The sequence below is a fragment of the Novosphingobium sp. GV079 genome (assembly GCF_003058045.1).
GTDB classification, from domain to species: domain Bacteria; phylum Pseudomonadota; class Alphaproteobacteria; order Sphingomonadales; family Sphingomonadaceae; genus Novosphingobium; species Novosphingobium capsulatum.
Genome location: NZ_QBUE01000003.1, coordinates 286,668 through 303,740, shown reverse-complemented (window position 1 = coordinate 303,740; position 17,073 = coordinate 286,668). Strand labels below are relative to the sequence as shown.

Here is a 17,073-nt window from a genome sequence, read left to right as displayed (position 1 = left end):
CGCGCTCGCCAAGATTTTCCTAAATCATATGGCAAATCATGCTTTTTGAACGGCCCCGGATGCGGGCGAACGGCGGAAATCATGCCGCATCCGGGGCAGGGGATCAGGCGGCTTCGTCCTGGCAGATGCGGCTGGAAACGGCGTAGACGCGGGCCTTACCAAGGCCGGGCAAGGATACCGATTGCGCGTTCTTGCCATTGATGCCGGAGCGCAGATAGCCGCGTTGCGCCAGCAGGTTGGCTACCGTGGTGGGGTTCATGCCCTGGCACACCTCACCAGACCAGGTTTGCGGGTGGATCAGATATTCGCGCCCGCCTTGCTCATCTTGCCGCCAGAAACCGGCGCGGTTGTTGATCACGGTGGGGGCTTCGCCCGTGATCGGCTGGAACCGGCCCGCGCCATGGGTGGCGATGAAGCCCGCCACCTGTTGCACCGCTGCGCGATCTTCCGCCGCGCCCACCCCGCCGCGTGCGGCCAGCCAGGCGGCAAAGATGGTGCGGGCGGCGCGGGTTGCCTCGCCATCGGGCCAGGGCAGGATGCCGTTGCGGCTGGCCAGTTCCCCCGCCATGGCCAGCAGGCCCAGCCGCTGGCAGGCGCGGATTTCCTGCCCCGTGGCGCCAGGGGGCAGCGCCTTGCGGGCAAAGGCATCCACCCCGGCGCGGATCAGGGCGGGCAAGCTTTCCAGTTGACCCAGCAGGCTTTGCACGAAGGCCGGGCCAGCGTGGCCGTGGTGTTCATCGGCCCCGCGCTTGATCGTCCGCGCCAGGGCATCGCCCGATGCCGCATCGTGCAGCGTGTCGAACAGGCCCAGCCCTTGGCCGGCATCGGCATCGATATCGAGAATGCGCACTTCCTGCCCCGCCGGGTTGCGCTTGCCCCGGCCATCGCTGCGCGCGTGATCGGCCAGGCTTACTTCGCCCGATGACAGGAAGAACGTCAGCCAGCGTTTGGCCGCGCGGGCGTCCCCGGTCTGGCTGGCGCGCGATTTGCCGCAGCCGTTGGCCAGCATATAGGCCACGTTGCCCGCTTCGGCGGGGGCAAGCTGGGCCAGCTCGTCCAGCACCAGCAGGGTTTCGTTGGCCAGTTCTGCGGCGCCTTCCAGTCCGTTAGCCGTCGCGCGCCATTGCCGCACGAATGCCTTTGGCCCCCAGATGCTGGCCGCCGCTTCCAGCGCGGTGGATTTGCCGATGGACGATGGCCCGCGCAGATGCAGCCCGCCGCCTTCGGCGCCCACCAGGCCCAGCAGCGGCCCCACGAATCCGGCGCACAGGGCAATGGCCAGCCGGCTGTTGCCAATGGCGTGCCTTGCCACTTCGCCTTGCCAGCCTTCTAGCGTGCCGGCGGCGCGGTAATCATGTTCGGCCAAGCCCTGGCCCTGATAAACCACAAGATCGGCGCCATCGGGGGCAATGGTGCGATCGGGCAGGGCAAAGCAACCATCCCGCCAACCCACGCGCGAAACGGCACGGGCGCGGGCGGTTGTGGTCACTTGGGTAAGGAAGGCCAGCAGGGCGTTGCGATCGCGCGTTGCAGCGCTGATATGCAAACCCCGGTCCAGCAGCGCCTGGCGCACTTCGCGGCCATCGCCGGCCAGGGCCGCGCGGGCCACGGCCATGCGATGCACCTGGCCATCGTGATCGTGCCATTGCAGCAGCACGCCCCAGGATTGGTTGTGGCGATCGCGGGTAAGCGCCAGCACGGCAAACGACCCGGCCACAAGGCGCCAGTTTTCGCCATCTTCCCAGAACAAACCCTTGTCGTTCAGGCGATAGCCGTTGGGGATGGCAAGGGGCACAGGCGGGCGGGTGATTTCGGCCAGGGCCAGCCGGGCCACGGGTTCAGGCAGCGACGCCATGGCGCACCCCCTGCCATTCGGCGTTGAAATCCTTGTATCCCGCTTGGGGGTAGAGGATGCGCACGGCAAGGCCGCGTGCGGCATGGGTAGCGGCGGCCCTGTCAGCCTCGCGCCGCCCGGTGGCGTCATTATCCGCGCCAATCACAAGGGAGCGGATGCCGGAGGGAAATTCCAGCGCGGCCAGATTGCCCGCGCCCGCCGCGACCCATACCGGCAAGCCCAGCATGGCCAGCAGGGAAAGGCCATCTTCCGGCCCTTCGCACACCACAAGGCAATCGGATGCCCCCGGCTCCCGCAAATGGATCGATGCGCCCTTGATCGGGCCAAGCGACATTTTCGGCTGGGCCACGGCGGCCTTGCCCCGGCCATCGCTCGCCAGAAAAACGCGCTGGATCGCCACAATCTGCCCGGCCACATCGCGCGCGCCGGCCACCAGGCACGGCAGCGTTCCGGCATCGGGATGGCGCAAATGGGCAAAGCGCAGATCGTCGGGCCAGGGCGGCGCCAGGCCGCGCCCGCGCAAATAGGTTTCGGCCAAAGTGCCCGCGATCGGCTGGGCCTTGGCAAAGATCGAACGGGCCGCCCCGGCGTTGGAACGGTTGATTTCCGTTGATTGTTTTCGGATGGTTTGCAGGGCCATCGGCACTTCACCTGCGCCCAGCATCATGGCGGCATCCCGCAGGGACAGGCCATAGGCTTGCCGCACCAGGTCCAGCACATCGCCTTGCCAGCCACAGCCGAAACAATGCCCGCGCCAATCCTGCCCGCCTGCGCGCCACAGGGTAAAGCTGGGCGTGCGATCGTGGTGGAACGGGCAACAGCCGATCCATTCGCCCCCGCGCGGTTTCAACGAGACAAGGCGCGCGGCCACATCGGGCATGGGATGCGCGGCGCGGATCGCGGCCAGGTCCAGCCGGGGGCGCGGTGCGCGCGGGTTGCGGGGCTTGCGCCTAACCATGGGCGCCTCCCCGCCAGGGCAGCGCGGCCAGCGTGGCCAGCCATTCCAGGCGCAGCAGGACAAGAGCGGGCACAAGCGGGGGCTTCACCCCGGCGCAGGCCGGGGCGCGAGAACGCCAGCGATGGGGCATGGCTTATTCCCCCTGCTCGATCAGGCGGCGCAGGCTTTCCGCCGTCACCAGCGTGCGATTGCCGATCTTGCGCGCGGTCAGCTTGCCTTCCTTGATCAGCTTGTAAACGTAGGTTTTACCCAGCGATGAAAGCTGGCAGGCATCCGCGATGGAGTAGGCAAGCGGCTGCAAATGGCCCGGCTGGGCGGGGTTTTCGTTGTAATTCATACGACAATCCTTGTCCGCGCACGTTCGCAGGGCGCCGGATCAAACCGCGCCACTATGCATCTGTGCATAAATTTGGGGGTGACGTGGCCCACAGTTCGGGTTTAGGACTGTCGCGCGTTCGACCTGCAAGTTAACGCGCGATGCCCCGGCCCCTGTGGTCGGGGCTTCGTCTAACTGCTATCGGTCATGCGGGCACTTCCTTCCTGATATTGCGCAATGCTGCGCCGGGTCGCGTCTGGTGCGCTTGGAAGCCGCGTGCTGCATATCGGCCCCAAGCCCCCGTAGGGTGGGACGTGCGATTCGCCAGCGGTGTTCTGTTGCGCCCGTGCGTTTTCATGCGGAGGCCAAGGCATAAGCTGGAAATTCGGCTCCGCAAGGGTTCGATTCGCGCCGCGCATGGAAACTGTGAATAAAGGACCGGAAATTCGGTCACTTTGCGAATGTCGCAAGCGTGCTGGTGCAAAATGCATGTGCTGCTTTTGTTTCTTGGTTGATGCTTGGTCACCTCCCAATGGCTGGACGATAGTAATTTCCCCAAGACTTGAATCTCGGCATCCGTAAAAGCAAGTTAACCTCGATGTTCGGGAACACCTTGGAACACCGCTCGCAAAAGCCGGTGTTCCGGCAAAAACCCCAGAAATCCGCCATTGGAACACCGGAACACCGGGAACACCGATAAAGTAAGAGGCCCGCGAAATTTCGCCCTTTGGCTGGCTGGCGCGAATCATGGTTCAGCCAGCTTGCCGGGGTGAAAACGGCACGATTTCCGCGCCATCGCGCAGGCGATCGAGATAGTCGCTCCACCATTGGGCCATCGCTACCCGCTCTTCCCAATGCTTGCCGCGATGATAGGCGCCGCGCACCTTGTCGATATCGCCATGGGCAAGCGCGCGTTCGATGGTGTCGGGATTCCATTTCCCGCTTTCGTTCAGCAGCGTTGACGCCATCGCGCGAAAGCCGTGGGCCGTCATTTCATCGGCACCAAAGCCCAGGCGGCGCAGGCCTGCGTTCATGGTGTTTTCCGACATGGGCCGAAGCCTAGTGCGCACCGATGGAAAGACATGGCCGGTTGGCCCGGTCAGCGTGCGCAGGTCTTGCAGAATGGCCAGCATTTGGCGCGACAAGGGAACGTGGTGTTCCTTGCGCATCTTGGTCTTTTCGGCGGGAATCGTCCAAACAGCATTGTCGAAGTCGAATTCTTCCCATTGCGCGTGGCGCAGTTCGCCCGGCCGCACGAACGCATGGGGCGCGAATTGCAGGGCGAAGCGCACGATACCCATGCTTTCATAGGCATCGATCGCGCGCAGCAGTTCGCCCACGCGCACAGGTTCCAGAATGGCACTGAAATGCGTGACCTTGGGGGCCGAAATCGCCCCGCGCAGATCGCGTGTGGGATCGGATGCCAGCCGCGCGGTGGCCACGGCGTAGCGGAATATCCGGCTAGCCAGTTGCAGCAGCCGATTGGCGGTTTCGTGCTTTCCCTGCTTTTCGAACACGCGCAGCACGGCCAGCACATCGGTGGGGCCTATAGTGGCTATAGGCAGCCGCCCCAGCGCCGGCACCAGGCAGGTAAGGTGATACTCGTTCTTGATCGTGGTGGCTTTCGCCATGCCTTCGCGAATGCGCTTGTCGAGATATTCGCGCCCGATTTCGGCAAAGGTATCGCCAGCGGCCACTTGGGCGCGGTATTTGGCCTGTCGCTTTTCGCGCGCGGGGTCTTTGCCCAGCGCGATTTGTTCGCGGGCTTCATCGCGGCGGCGGCGGGCCTCGGCCAGACTGATTTCGGGGTAGGGGCCAATCGAAAGTTTCTTTTCGCGGCCATCGATGCGGAATTTCAGCCGCCACAGTTTGCCGCCGGCCGGGGTGATCAGCAGATAGAAGGCCGCCGCCATCGGCCATCTTGTATTCGCGCGCTTCGGGTTTGGCTTTGCGGATCGCGGTATCGGTCAGCGCCATGCGTGGGGGCCTTTGATTCAGGCGAAGCGGCAAGGCCCCTCAAAAGGCCCCCGATTCGTGGTGGCTTTCCACGCACGCGGGTGAACGCCCATGGATTGCATGGGGCGAAATATGGCTGATTTCCGGGGTTTTTCAAGGCTTGGGCGAACGTCTGTGGTTCGCAAAATGGTGCCGGCTAGAGGAATCGAACCCCTGACCCCCTGGTTACAAAGCAGGTGCTCTACCAACTGAGCTAAGCCGGCATTGGTGCGTGGTTTTCGCGCATAGCCTCAAGTGGCCCCGAACGTCCAGCCCTCGGTGCGGGCAATTTCGGGGGTGAGGGCTGCGGGGTGCCACAGGGCGGGCGTGTGCGCCACGGTGCGCAGCCACGCGGCGGTGATCAGGGCGTCGCTCTGGTGATCGTCGATCGCGCCGGCGTGCCCAAAGGGGGTACTGCCCAGCGTGGCGAGGGCGTGGTCAAGGCTGGCGCCGTCGCGGATCTTGGAACGGCTGGCAGGGCGGCCGGCCGCCATGGCGGCGATGGTGGTATAGATTTCGCAGACCACGCTGCCGCGCGCGGGCAGGGGATCGATCGGCCAGACGCTGATCTGCCCATCCAGCCGATGCAGCACGCGCATGCCTGAGAGGCTGGACTTGCCGACTTGCGCCGCGCCCACGAGGTTGAAATTGCTGTATGGCTTGCAGCCCATCGCCTCTTGCGCGCGCTCGGTCACACGCAGGCGGCCGCGTCCGGCCGGAAAGCGATCGCCGCAGCGGCCGCCGTGGCGGCGGAAATGGCGCGAAGGCTCGGTGGCATCGACAAAGCCGTTGACGCCCAGATGCGGCTCGTCCGCGCACAGCGTATCGACCATGGCCCACAGTGCGCGCGCGTCGGCCGGGCTGGCGTCCCAGCCGGGAAAGAACGCGCCGCAATCGGCAAAGGGCAGCGACTGGCCCAGGTCCATGCCCACCAGGCTATCGGACGGCAGGTGGTGCAGTAACCAGTCGAGCACCTCTTGCCGCGACCAGCGGTGGCCGGGCCGCACCAACGCGGGGGCAGCGTTGCCCACGGCGCATTGGGCGAGCGCGATGCCCTTTTGCCGCTCTCCCGCCGCGCCTGACCAGTCGATCGCCACGAAATGGGCAAAGCGGCTCATTCGTCCTCGATCGGCGTTTCGCCCCGCCGCTCGCGCCGCTTGCGGTCCCACCAGTCCAGCCGCTTGACGATCTCGCGCTCGAACCCGCGCTCGACCGGGCGATAGAATGCCTGGGGGGGCATCTCTTCGGGCCAATAATCGGCGCCGGAAAAGCCATCGGCAGCGTCGTGGTCATAGGCATAGCCCTTGCCATAGCCGATGTCCTTCATCAGCTTGGTCGGGGCGTTGAGGATATGCGCCGGCGGGCTTAGCGATCCGGTGTCGCGCGCGGCCTTCCATGCCGCCTTCATCGCGCCATAGGCGGCGTTGGATTTGGGCGCGGTGGCGCAATAGAGGCAGGCCTGGACGATCGCCAGTTCCCCCTCGGGCGAGCCGAGGAAAGTGTAGGCGTCCTTGGCGGCCAGGCACTGAGTGAGCGCCTGAGGGTCGGCCAGGCCAATGTCTTCGCTGGCAAAGCGCACCAGGCGGCGCAGCACGTACATCGGGTCTTCGCCCGCCACCAGCATGCGCGCCATCCAATAGAGTGCAGCCTGCGGATCGGACCCGCGCAACGATTTGTGCAGGGCGGAAATGAGGTTGTAGTGCCCGTCGCGGTCCTTGTCGTACACCGCCATGCGCCGCATCAGGAAGGCAGACAGGCCTTCGGGATCGAGCGGCGCGGGCAGATCGACATCGAGCAGCGTTTCGACCTGGTTGAGCAGGAAGCGCCCATCGCCATCGGCCGAGGCGACCAGCGCCTCGCGCGCCGGGGGCGTCAGCGGCAGGGCAAGGCCGGTTTCCTCTTCCGCGCGGCGCAGCAGTTCTTCCAGCGCGGCGGCGTCGAGGCGGTGCAGGATCAGCACCTGCGCGCGGCTGAGCAGCGCGGCGTTGAGCGCAAAGCTGGGGTTCTCGGTGGTGGCACCGACCAGGGTGATTGTGCCGTTTTCCACCACTGGCAGGAAGCCATCCTGCTGGGCGCGGTTGAAGCGGTGGATCTCGTCCACGAACAGCAGCGTGCGCCGCCCGGCCAGCGCCATGGCTTCGGCCTCGGCAAACAGCTTCTTCAGATCGGCCACGCCCGAAAAGATCGCGCTGATCGCAATGAAGCGCATGCCCACGGCATCGGCCAGCAGGCGCGCGATCGAGGTCTTGCCAGTGCCCGGCGGCCCCCACAGGATCATCGACGAGAGCTTGCCGGCGGCGACCATGCGGCCGATCGCCCCTTCCGCGCCGGTGAGGTGGCCCTGGCCGATCACCTGGTCAAGCGCACGCGGGCGCAGCCTGTCGGCCAGCGGGCCGTGGTCAAGCGGCTGGGATCGCGGGGTTTCCTGGGGTGGCGGGGCAAACAGATCGGCCATGCGGCACCGAGATAGGGCCTGCGCGCGAAAATTTCTCGAAAAATTTTAGCCAGGGTCTTGCGTAGATGCTATTAAGATATATCTTAGCTGCATCGTGATGAAAGGAATAACGATGCGATTTGATAGTGAACGCCCCGCACGGGGCAAGTTCGGTGGCTGGCGCGGAAGCGCTGGCGAAGGCCATGGTGGCCACTGCGGCGGCGGCCGGTTCGCCGAGCGCATGGTGCGCAAGTTTGCCGGCCGTTTTGACGATGAAGGTGGTCCTTTCGGTGGAGGCCCCTTTGATGGTGGTCCCTTCGGCGGCGGCCCGTTTGGTGGCGGCCGGGGCGGCCGCGGCGGCGGTGGGCCGTTCGGCCGTGGCCGGGGTGGCCGTGGGCGCATGTTCGCCGCGGGCGAATTGCGCCTCTTGCTGCTGAGCCTGGTCGCCGAGCAGGACCGCCACGGCTATGAACTGATCAAGGCCGTGGAAGACCTGACCGGCGGGCAATATGCCCCGAGCCCGGGCGTGGTCTATCCCACCCTGGCCTTGCTGGTGGACGAAGGCCTGATTGCCGAGGCAGCGGGCGAAGGCACGCGCAAGGCGTTTACCGCGACCGACGCGGGCCGCGCCGAACTGGCCGGCAAGACCGAGGAACTCAAGGTCATCGTCGATCGGCTGACCAGCCTGGCGCAAGCCGGCGCCCGCGAAGCCAGCCCGCCAGTCCGGCGCGCCTTTGCCAACCTGGCCCTGGCCTTGCGCCAGCGCGTGGCGGGCGGTTCGTTCGACAACGACACGGCGCTCGCGGTAGCCGACATTCTGGACGAGGCCGCGCGCAAGATCGAGCGGCTGTGATGACACCACGCCGGAGTGGCCAACAGGCCGCTCCGGCGCCTTGGTGGGGGACACGATTGGAATTGCCAGACAGTTTGCGTCGCTTTAAGTCCGGGGCAGACTTGAAAGTACGTGATCCTGCCAGTGATGCCTGTAACCGATGAACCCATTGCCCGGTTGCACGCGGCCGAGATCGCGGCGTTTCCTTCCAATGAACTGATCACCACGCAATGGCTCCAGGCCAAGTGGCTCTGGCTGGTCGCGATGCTGCTGGCCGCATTGCCGCTGGCCCTGCCGCCCGTGGTGCCGCTGACCGACCTGGCGGGCCATCTCGGGCACTATGCGGTGCAGGTCGATCACGGTCGCTCGGCCGACCTCAGCCGATGGTACAGCTTTCACTGGAACCTTATCCCCAATCTTGGGGTCGATCTCGTCATGGAAGTGCTGGCGCCGTGGCTGGGCCTTGAGCCCGCCTTGCGGGCGGTGGCCGTCGCCATTCCGGTGTTGCAGGTTCTGGGGATTTTCTGCCTGGCGCGCAGCCTGCATGGCAGGATCACGCCGCTCGTGCTGTTTGCGCTGCCTTTGGCCTATAGCTATCCATTGCAGTTCGGCTTCCTCAACTTTGCCTTGGGCCAGGCGCTTGCAACCCTTGCCCTGGCGCTGTGGATTGCCATGGGGCGGCGCGGCTGGATTGCGGCGCGCTGGGCGCTATTCATCCCGGTTTCCGCATTGCTGTGGACGTGCCACTTGGTGGCCTGGGTTCTGCTGTGTGTGTTTGCCGGCATGGATGAATTTGCCCGGCGCTGGCAGCCCGATGCATCGCGCAAGGGCAGGGGGCGCGTGCTGTGCCGGGCTGGCTGGGATGCCGGCCTGGCGGCCAGTTGCCTGGCTGCGCCGCTGATCTTGCGGATCGTCTGGCCGCTGCCACCCAGCGGACATGGGCCGACCGAGGATTTCTTCAACCCCGCGCTAAAGCTCACGTACCCGTTGATGCCGCTGCGCGATCGCTGGCTCGTGTGGGACGTGGCGGGCGCCGTGTTGCTGTTGGGGCTGGTGTGGTGGGGGCTGCGCCGCACAGGGGTGGACCGCGCAAGGCGTGTGGGCACCATGGGTTTGTGGTGGGGGTGCGCGGTTCTGGCCCTGGCCTATGTCCTGCTGCCCGCCACGTTGATCGGTGCCAGCCTGGTCGACATGCGGCTTGTACCCATCATGCTGATGGTGGCGCTGGTTGCGGCTTCGCCACGCTACCCGGATTCCGGCTGGCTGCGCTGGGCAAGTCTGGCATGGCTGGGGGTGGGATTTGCCGTTGCGCGCCTGCTGGGCAATGTCCTTAGTCTATGGCTGGCCGGGCAAACCATGGCGTCAGACCTGGTGGCGCTTGATGCGGTGCCGCGCGGCAGCCGCGTTGCGTCGCTGGTGCTCGAAAGCTGCAATGTATCGATCCTGCCATGGCAGCGAGAGCGGCGCACGCATCTGGGTGGCTATGCCATCGCGCGGCGCCATGCCTTTTCCAACGAGCAATGGATGGTGCCCGGCGGCCATCTGCTCCAGGTAAAGGCGCCATTGGCTGGGGCATTTGCCACCGACGATTCCGAATTCGCCAAACCCGATGACTGCGCCAAGCCCAACACGATCAGCCGGCGCCTGGCGCAGCTGCCGCGCGCGGCGTTCGATTACATCTGGATCATCGATACGGCTGCCATGCGCCCGGTGGCCGGCGCGGTGCCGGTGCGGCGCACGCCCGGCAGCGTGCTCTATCGCATCGTGCGCTGAACGCCCGCTCAGCTGGCTATTTGCGCATGCGCTTCTGCCGCACCAGGCGAACATAGGTATCGGCCACAGCCTGGTTGATGCGGTCCCAGCTGAATTCCTGGGCGCGCAGTTCGCCTGCCGCGCCATGCTGCGCACGCAGCTGCGGATTTTCCACGTAGGCGCGCAGCGCTTCGGCAAACTGGTGCACCGCGCCCGGCGTGATCAGGCGGCCGGAGACATGATCGTCGACCAGGCTCTGGCTGCCGGTGGCGGCCGACGCCACCACGGGCAGGGCGCAGGCCATCGCCTCGAGCGTGACATTGCCGAACGTCTCGGTGACGGAAGGGAAAAACAGCACGTCCATGCTGGCCACGCCCCGGCCCAGATCCGCGCCAGACAGGAAGCCGGCGAATACCGCGTCGGGCAGGCGGGTTTCCAGCCATTCGCGCGCCGGACCTTCGCCGATCACCAGCACGCGGAACTTGGCGCCGCGTCGCTTCAATTCGTCGATCGCGTCGGAAAAGACGTCGAGCCCCTTTTCCATCACCAGGCGGCTGAAAATGCCGATCACCACATCGTCATCGGCCAGGCCCAGCGATCGGCGCCATTCCATGCTGCGCCTCTCGGGCGTGAAGATGTCGCGATCGACCCCGCGTGACCAGATGCCGATGTCATAGTTCATGCGCTGCTCGCGCAGCACCTGGGCCATGGATTCCGACGGGGCAACCAGCGCGTCGCAGCGGCGATAGAACCGGCGCAGCATGGCCTCGATCACCGGTTCCAGCCAGGCCATGTTGTAATAGCGGAAATAGGTTTCGAACCGGGTGTGCACCGAGGCCAGCACCGGCAGGCTGCGCCGGCGCGCCCAGGTGACCACGCGGTGGGCGGCAACATCGGGCGACGAGACATGGACGACATGCGGATCGAACGCCGCCAGATCGCGCCGCACCCGGCCCGACAGCGCGATTGGCACGCGATATTCGGCGCGGCCCGGCACGGCCAGGGCAGGAATGCCGATCAGCGTGCCGGTGGGCTCGAACGCCGGATTTTCCACCTTGGGCGAATAGACCCGCACTTGTGCACCCTGGCGCATAAGATGCCCGACCAGGCGATTGAGTGCCTGGTTGGCGCCATCGCGCACATAGTTGTAGTTGCCGCTGAACAGCGCGATGCGCAGCCCGTCGAGCCGGCCAGTGGCCGTCATGGTACGAAGATCAAGTGCCTGAGGATCAGGTGTGGTCTGGTTCACGGGGTGGGAACTCGTCATGGCGGCGCCATAGCGGGCGCGGGCCGGGATGGCGAGAGGCCGGCACGACAAATGCCAAGGCGCCAAATGGCAACGCGCCCGCCGGACTGGTCCGACGGGCGCGCCTGTCAGGGTTTCACGCTATGCTGGCGGCGGGTTTACCAGCCGCGATGCCAGCGCGGATAACCGCCATAACCGTAATAGGCCGGGCCGCTGCGATAGACTTCGCGATAGACATAGGTCCGCGGGGGCGGGGGCGGCGGGGCATAATAGCCGCCATAATAGGCCGGGCCTTCATAGTAATAGCTCGGCGGCGGGGGCGGCGGGGCATAGCCTTCTTCCACCACATAGCCGCGGTGCGGATGGTCCGACGCGATCGCAGCACCCACGGCCAGGCCCAGGATGCCGGCGCCAATCGCCAGACCGGCGCCGCCGCCACCACGATGCCAGCCATGGGCCTCTGCCGGGGCGGCAGTGGCCATCACGGTGGCGCCCAGGGCGCCGGCCAGCAGAACCTTGCTCAAAAGCTTCATGGCTCGTCTCCAACCCGCTGCCTTGTCCAAAAGAGCCTCATGCTCGCAGCGGGGTTCGTTGCAGCAACCTTATGCAACACGCGCTGAACCGGCGATGAAACCTTTGTTCAGGCAATGACAGACATGAAAAAAGGCGCCCCGTTGCCGGAGCGCCCCTTTTCGCTGATCATGCCTGGCCCGCAAAGGGCCGCAAAATCAGGCGTTTTCCTTCTTGCGGCTGGCCTTCTTGCGCTCGTTGGGGTCAAGGATCGCCTTGCGCAGACGCACCGTTTGCGGGGTCACTTCGACCATTTCATCGTCGTCGATATAGGCGATGGCCTGTTCCAGCGTCATGATGCGCGGGGGGGTGAGGCGAATCGCGTCGTCCTTGCCGGTCGAACGGAAGTTCGTCAGCTGCTTGGACTTCATCGGGTTGACTTCGAGATCGTCGGGCTTGGCGTTTTCGCCAATGATCATGCCTTCATAGACCTTGTCCTGCGGGCGCACGAACAGCACGCCGCGGTCTTCCAGGCTGTTGAGGGCATAGGCCACCGCTTCGCCGGTCGCGTTCGAGATCAGCACGCCGTTCTGGCGGCCTTCGATCGCGCCCTTGTGCGGGCCATACTTTTCGAACAGGCGGTTCATGATCCCGGTGCCGCGCGTGTCGGACAGGAATTCGCCGTGGTAGCCGATCAGGCCGCGCGACGGAGCCGAGAAAGTGATGCGCGTCTTGCCCGCGCCCGAGGGACGCATGTCGGTCAGCTCGGCCTTGCGGCGCTGCATCTTTTCGACGACCGTGCCCGAGAATTCGTCGTCCACGTCGATCAGCACGGTTTCATACGGCTCGGTGCGGCCGTTCTCGTCGGTGCCGAACAGCACGCGCGGGCGGCTGATGCCCAGTTCAAAGCCTTCGCGACGCATCGTTTCGATCAGCACGCCCAACTGCAGTTCGCCGCGGCCGGCCACTTCGAAGCTGTCCTTGTCGGCGCTTTCGGTGACGCGGATGGCGACATTGGTTTCCGCTTCGCGCATCAGGCGGTCGCGGATCATGCGGCTCGTCACCTTGTCGCCTTCGCGGCCGGCAAACGGGCTGTCGTTCACCGAAAAGCGCATCGCCAGCGTCGGCGGATCGATCGGCTGGGCGGCAATCGGGGTCGAGACCGAAGGATCGGCCACGGTGTTGGCCACGGTCGCCTTTTCGAGGCCGGCGAGCGCGATGATGTCGCCAGCGCGGGCTTCTTCCACCGGCACGCGTTCCAGGCCGCGGAACGAGAGGATCTTAGAGGCGCGGCCGACTTCCAGCACCTTGCCATCCCGATCGATCGCGTGGATCGGCTGGTTGAGCTTGATCGTGCCCGACTGCACGCGGCCGGTCAGCACGCGGCCCATGAAGTTGTCGCGATCGAGCAGCGTCGCCAGGAAGCTGAACGGACCATCGACATCGAGCGACGGGGCCGGCACGTGGCTGACGATCTTTTCGAACAGCGGCAGCAGGTTGCCTTCGCGCACGGTTTCGTCGTTGCCGGCATAGCCGTTGCGGCCCGAAGCATAGAGCACGGGGAATTCAAGCTGTTCGTCGTTGGCATCGAGGCTGACGAACAGGTCGAACACTTCGTCGAGCACTTCCTGCGGGCGGCCATCGGGACGGTCGATCTTGTTGACCACCACGATCGGCTTGAGGCCGAGGGCCAGCGCCTTGCCGGTGACGAACTTGGTCTGCGGCATCGCGCCTTCCGAGCTGTCGACCAGCAGGATCACGCCATCGACCATCGAGAGGATGCGTTCCACTTCGCCGCCGAAGTCGGCGTGGCCCGGGGTGTCGACGATGTTGATTCGCGTCGTCTCGTTGGTGGCCGGATTGGTCCATTCCACCGAGGTGCACTTGGCCAGAATGGTGATCCCACGTTCCTTTTCCAGGTCGTTGGAATCCATCGCGCGTTCTTCCACGCGCTGGTTGTCGCGGAACGTGCCGGATTGGCGGAACAGCTGGTCAACCAGCGTGGTCTTGCCGTGGTCGACGTGGGCGATGATCGCAATATTGCGCAAGGGCAGTGACATGAAAGGCTTTCTTCGACAGACCGTAACGTGCGGCCGGGATACTGGAGCTTGCAGCAGGCGCTGTGTCGGGAAGATCCCGTCATCTCGGTTCTGGCCGCACTTGGGCGCGCGCTTACTCGTTATTGTGCGTTGCCACAAGGGCGAGCGGCAAAAGAGCTTGCCGCGATGATGTGGCGCAGGCGCAACAGTACCGCCAAAACGCCGCCAAATCCGGCCGAAATGCCCGGAAATGACACGGATTGCGGTTTATGGCCGAATGTAACCGCGCTAGCAAAAGGACGCGGTGGGGCTGCGCGACACGGGGGGTGTTGCCAGCCGCGCCGTCAACAGGGCGCGCATACCACAAGACATGCAGGGTCGGGGCGAACACAACGAGGATGCACGGCGGCGCCGGCTTGCGGTAAACCGCAAGCTGCTGATTACGGCCGCTTCGCTGCCGCTTGGCCTAGCCATCGCGCCCACCGCCCATGCTGCCGGCGATGGCCCGGCCGAGGTGGCCGCAAGCGGCGAGGAGGCAGATGGCACTATCGTCGTCACCGCGACCAAGCGTGCGGCCAGCCTGGAAGACGTGCCGGTGGCGGTCAGCGTGGCCAGCGGCGAGGCCATCGCGCGGGCACAGATCCGCGATCTGAAAGACCTGACCAGCCTGGTGCCCTCGCTGTCGATGCAGCAGTTGCAGAGCCCGGCCAACGTCAACATCTACATCCGTGGCTTTGGCAACGGCGCCAACAACAGCGGAATCGAACCCTCGGTCGGGGTATTCGTCGATGGCGTCTATCGCTCGCGCACGGCAGCGCAGATTGCCGATCTGCCCGATGTGGACCAGGTAGAGGTCTTGCGCGGCCCGCAATCCACGCTGTTCGGCAAAAACGCGTCGGCCGGGGTCATCTCGATCATTACGCGCCTGCCGCAGTTCACGCCCGGCGCGGATTTCGAGGCGAGCTATGGCAACTATAACGCCCAGGTGTTCAAGGGTTTGGTCACTGGTCCCTTGACCGATACCCTGGCGGTGAGCGTGGCGGCCGGGCGCAACCGGCGCGACGGCTTTATCGTCGATCCCGATAGCGGCCAGCGCAGCAACGGCCGCAACCGCTGGTTCGTGCGCGGCCAGGCGCTGTGGCAGCCCGGCGATGATCTGTCGCTGCGGGTGATCGGCGATTACGGCCTGATCGACGAGGTGTGCTGCGCGCCGGTCAATGTCCAGTCCTCTGCCGCGACCCAGGCGGTCTTGGCGATCGGCGGCAAGGTCAATGCGCCCGATGCGATCTATGCCGATCAGGCCTGGTGGAATTTCGATTCGACCAACCGCATCGCCAACTACGGCTTTTCCGGTCAGCTCGACTATAAGGCCAGCCGGTTCAAGCTGACGGCGATTTCGGCGTGGCGGCGGCTGACCTCGGCCACCAACCAGGATTCCGATTTCACCAGCGGTCAGATGCTGGCGCGCAATGCCCAAGACCTGACGCTGTCGACCTTTACCGAGGAACTGCGCCTGGCGACCGACCTGCCCGGGCCGTTCAACGCGCTCGCCGGGGTCTATTACTTCAACGAGGCGCTGGACCAGCGCAATGCCATCGCCTTTGGCCGGGACATGCGCGCCTATGCCAACCTGCTGGTGCAGGGGGCGAGTGCCGGAGCATTGAGCGTGCCGTTGCTGGAGCAGGTGCTGGGCGGCCTGGACGGCGATCCCGCCCGCTATGCCGGCCGCTTCTTTGCCAGCGGGCAGGGTTCCAACGAACGCTATCGCCTGCGTAACGAGGCGTTCTCGGCATTTTTCCAAGGCGATCTCAAGCTCGGTGGCGCGCTCACGCTGACGGCGGGTGCTGCCTTTACCAGCGATACCAAGCGCTATGCGATCGTCGGCGAAACCACCGACGCTTTTGCCGGCGTGGACCTTGACGGTCGCGCCTATGCCCCGTTCCGGCAGCAACTGCTGGCCGCGGCCGGTTTTCGCGCGCGTGGCGTCAACCCGCAGAGCCCGGCGGCGATCGCGGCCTTTGCCCAGGCCGATCCCCAGGGCTATGCCGCCGTGCTGGGGCGCGCTGCGGCCAATGCCAACAACCCGGCGGCCAATCCGCTTGGCGCCCTGCGCCGCCTGCAGCTGTTCCCGCCCTATGTGAACGTGCCCAATGCGGTGGAGCCGGGCCGCACGCATGACCAGCGACTGACCTGGACAGCGCGTGCCACGGTCATGCTCAACCGGCATGTGCACGCCTATGCCAGCGTCGCTACCGGGTTCAAGGCCAGCTCGATCAACCTTTCGCGCGACAGCCGCCCGTTTCCGGCCGATCAGGCCGCGTTGGAGGCCGCCGGCCTGGCCCAGGTCAACCAGACCTATGCCACCCGCTTTGCCGGGCCGGAACGCACCACCGTTTATGAGCTGGGCCTCAAGGCGCAATGGGGGCTGGCCACGGCCAATATCGCCGTGTTCGACCAGACCATCAGCGGCTTTCAGTCCAACGTCTTTACCGGCACCGGTTTTGCGCTGGTCAACGCCGGCAAGGAGCGCGTGCGCGGGGTGGAGGTGGAAACCGTGCTGCGCCCGACGCCGGGCCTGACGCTTTCGGGCAGCGCGACCTGGCTCGATCCGCTGTACCAGGATTTCACGATGTCGGCCGTAGGCGATCTGTCTGGCCGGCGGCCGGCCGGCATTCCGGCGCTGTCGTTCACCATTGCTGGGCAATACGAGCACCGTCTGGGCCACAACGCGCGCCTGTTCGTGCGCGGTGATTTCCATCATGAAAGCCCGGTGATCACGGAAGAGGGGCTGCCCGGTTTCCTTGATCTGGGCACGGCCGCCGCGATCGCCGCGTCGGCGCAATACAAGCGGCGCATCGACGAAGTGAATGCCGCGCTGGGCCTGACCCCCGGCGCCCGCACCGAATTTACGCTGTGGGCGCGCAACCTGACCAACAACCGCACACTGACCAAGGTTTTCGATTCGGTGGCCCAGCCTCTGGCTATTTCGGGTTACACCAACCAGCCGCGCACCTATGGTGCATCGGTGCGTTATCGCTTCTAACCCGGACGCGAAGCGCAAGACTTGCAAGGGGGCTGCCTGGCGGCCCCCTTTTTCTTGTCATGTCGATATTTTTCTGGCTGTTTGCCCATGGCG

General features: G+C 65.5%; 13 protein-coding genes and 1 tRNA gene. 3 read left to right on the top strand and 11 right to left on the bottom strand.

What is annotated here, in order from left to right:
• Positions 1 to 103 precede the first annotated feature (103 nt).
• The 8 genes from C8K14_RS05215 to C8K14_RS05185 all read right to left on the bottom strand — a co-directional run bounded on the left by C8K14_RS05215 (position 104) and on the right by C8K14_RS05185 (position 7,579).
• Entirely contained in the window at positions 104 to 1,855 is a 1,752-nt protein-coding gene (locus C8K14_RS05215; RefSeq protein WP_158271867.1) for a DUF927 domain-containing protein, read from the bottom strand.
• On the bottom strand, positions 1,839 to 2,813 hold the full coding sequence (locus C8K14_RS05210) for a toprim domain-containing protein (RefSeq protein WP_107715921.1): 975 nt from the start codon (positions 2,811 to 2,813) through the stop codon (positions 1,839 to 1,841). Before C8K14_RS05210 ends, C8K14_RS05215 begins: the two co-directional genes overlap by 17 nt.
• Complete coding sequence (locus C8K14_RS22570; protein WP_158271866.1) at positions 2,806 to 2,943, bottom strand: hypothetical protein; 138 nt, start codon at positions 2,941 to 2,943, stop codon at positions 2,806 to 2,808. Before C8K14_RS22570 ends, C8K14_RS05210 begins: the two co-directional genes overlap by 8 nt.
• A gap of 3 nt (positions 2,944 to 2,946) precedes the next feature.
• The gene (locus C8K14_RS05205; RefSeq protein WP_107715920.1) at positions 2,947 to 3,150 is read right to left on the bottom strand and encodes a helix-turn-helix domain-containing protein; all 204 of its coding nucleotides are present in this window, start codon (positions 3,148 to 3,150) and stop codon (positions 2,947 to 2,949) included.
• 731 nt (positions 3,151 to 3,881) lie between these two features.
• Positions 3,882 to 5,042, bottom strand: a complete 1,161-nt coding sequence (locus C8K14_RS05200) for a site-specific integrase (protein ID WP_369974036.1) — start codon at positions 5,040 to 5,042, stop codon at positions 3,882 to 3,884.
• A gap of 230 nt (positions 5,043 to 5,272) precedes the next feature.
• A tRNA-Thr gene (locus C8K14_RS05195) sits at positions 5,273 to 5,348 on the bottom strand.
• Positions 5,349 to 5,375: 27 nt separating this feature from the next.
• Positions 5,376 to 6,242: a hypothetical protein gene (locus C8K14_RS05190; protein ID WP_107715919.1), complete on the bottom strand. Its 867-nt coding sequence runs from the start codon at positions 6,240 to 6,242 to the stop codon at positions 5,376 to 5,378.
• On the bottom strand, positions 6,239 to 7,579 hold the full coding sequence (locus C8K14_RS05185) for a replication-associated recombination protein A (RefSeq protein WP_107715918.1): 1,341 nt from the start codon (positions 7,577 to 7,579) through the stop codon (positions 6,239 to 6,241). Before C8K14_RS05185 ends, C8K14_RS05190 begins: the two co-directional genes overlap by 4 nt.
• 112 nt (positions 7,580 to 7,691) lie before the next feature.
• On the opposite strand from C8K14_RS05185, the gene C8K14_RS05180 reads away from it, so the two are divergent.
• The gene (locus C8K14_RS05180) at positions 7,692 to 8,411 is read left to right on the top strand and encodes a PadR family transcriptional regulator (RefSeq protein WP_107715917.1); all 720 of its coding nucleotides are present in this window, start codon (positions 7,692 to 7,694) and stop codon (positions 8,409 to 8,411) included.
• Positions 8,412 to 8,537: 126 nt separating this feature from the next.
• On the top strand, positions 8,538 to 10,163 hold the full coding sequence (locus C8K14_RS05175) for a hypothetical protein (RefSeq protein ID WP_133726761.1): 1,626 nt from the start codon (positions 8,538 to 8,540) through the stop codon (positions 10,161 to 10,163).
• 16 nt (positions 10,164 to 10,179) lie between these two features.
• On the opposite strand, the gene C8K14_RS05170 is transcribed toward C8K14_RS05175, so the two are convergent.
• The 3 genes from C8K14_RS05170 to typA all read right to left on the bottom strand — a co-directional run bounded on the left by C8K14_RS05170 (position 10,180) and on the right by typA (position 13,958).
• The gene (locus tag C8K14_RS05170; protein WP_107715915.1) at positions 10,180 to 11,346 is read right to left on the bottom strand and encodes a glycosyltransferase family 1 protein; all 1,167 of its coding nucleotides are present in this window, start codon (positions 11,344 to 11,346) and stop codon (positions 10,180 to 10,182) included.
• A 200-nt stretch (positions 11,347 to 11,546) separates the two neighbouring features.
• Positions 11,547 to 11,921, bottom strand: a complete 375-nt coding sequence (locus tag C8K14_RS05165) for a hypothetical protein (protein WP_022677909.1) — start codon at positions 11,919 to 11,921, stop codon at positions 11,547 to 11,549.
• Positions 11,922 to 12,116: 195 nt separating this feature from the next.
• Positions 12,117 to 13,958, bottom strand: coding sequence for a translational GTPase TypA (gene typA, locus C8K14_RS05160; protein WP_022677908.1), 1,842 nt, complete (start codon positions 13,956 to 13,958; stop codon positions 12,117 to 12,119).
• A 349-nt stretch (positions 13,959 to 14,307) separates the two neighbouring features.
• Between typA and C8K14_RS05155 the strand changes: the two genes are divergently transcribed.
• The gene (locus C8K14_RS05155; RefSeq protein ID WP_107715914.1) at positions 14,308 to 16,980 is read left to right on the top strand and encodes a TonB-dependent receptor; all 2,673 of its coding nucleotides are present in this window, start codon (positions 14,308 to 14,310) and stop codon (positions 16,978 to 16,980) included.
• Positions 16,981 to 17,073: the final 93 nt, after the last annotated feature.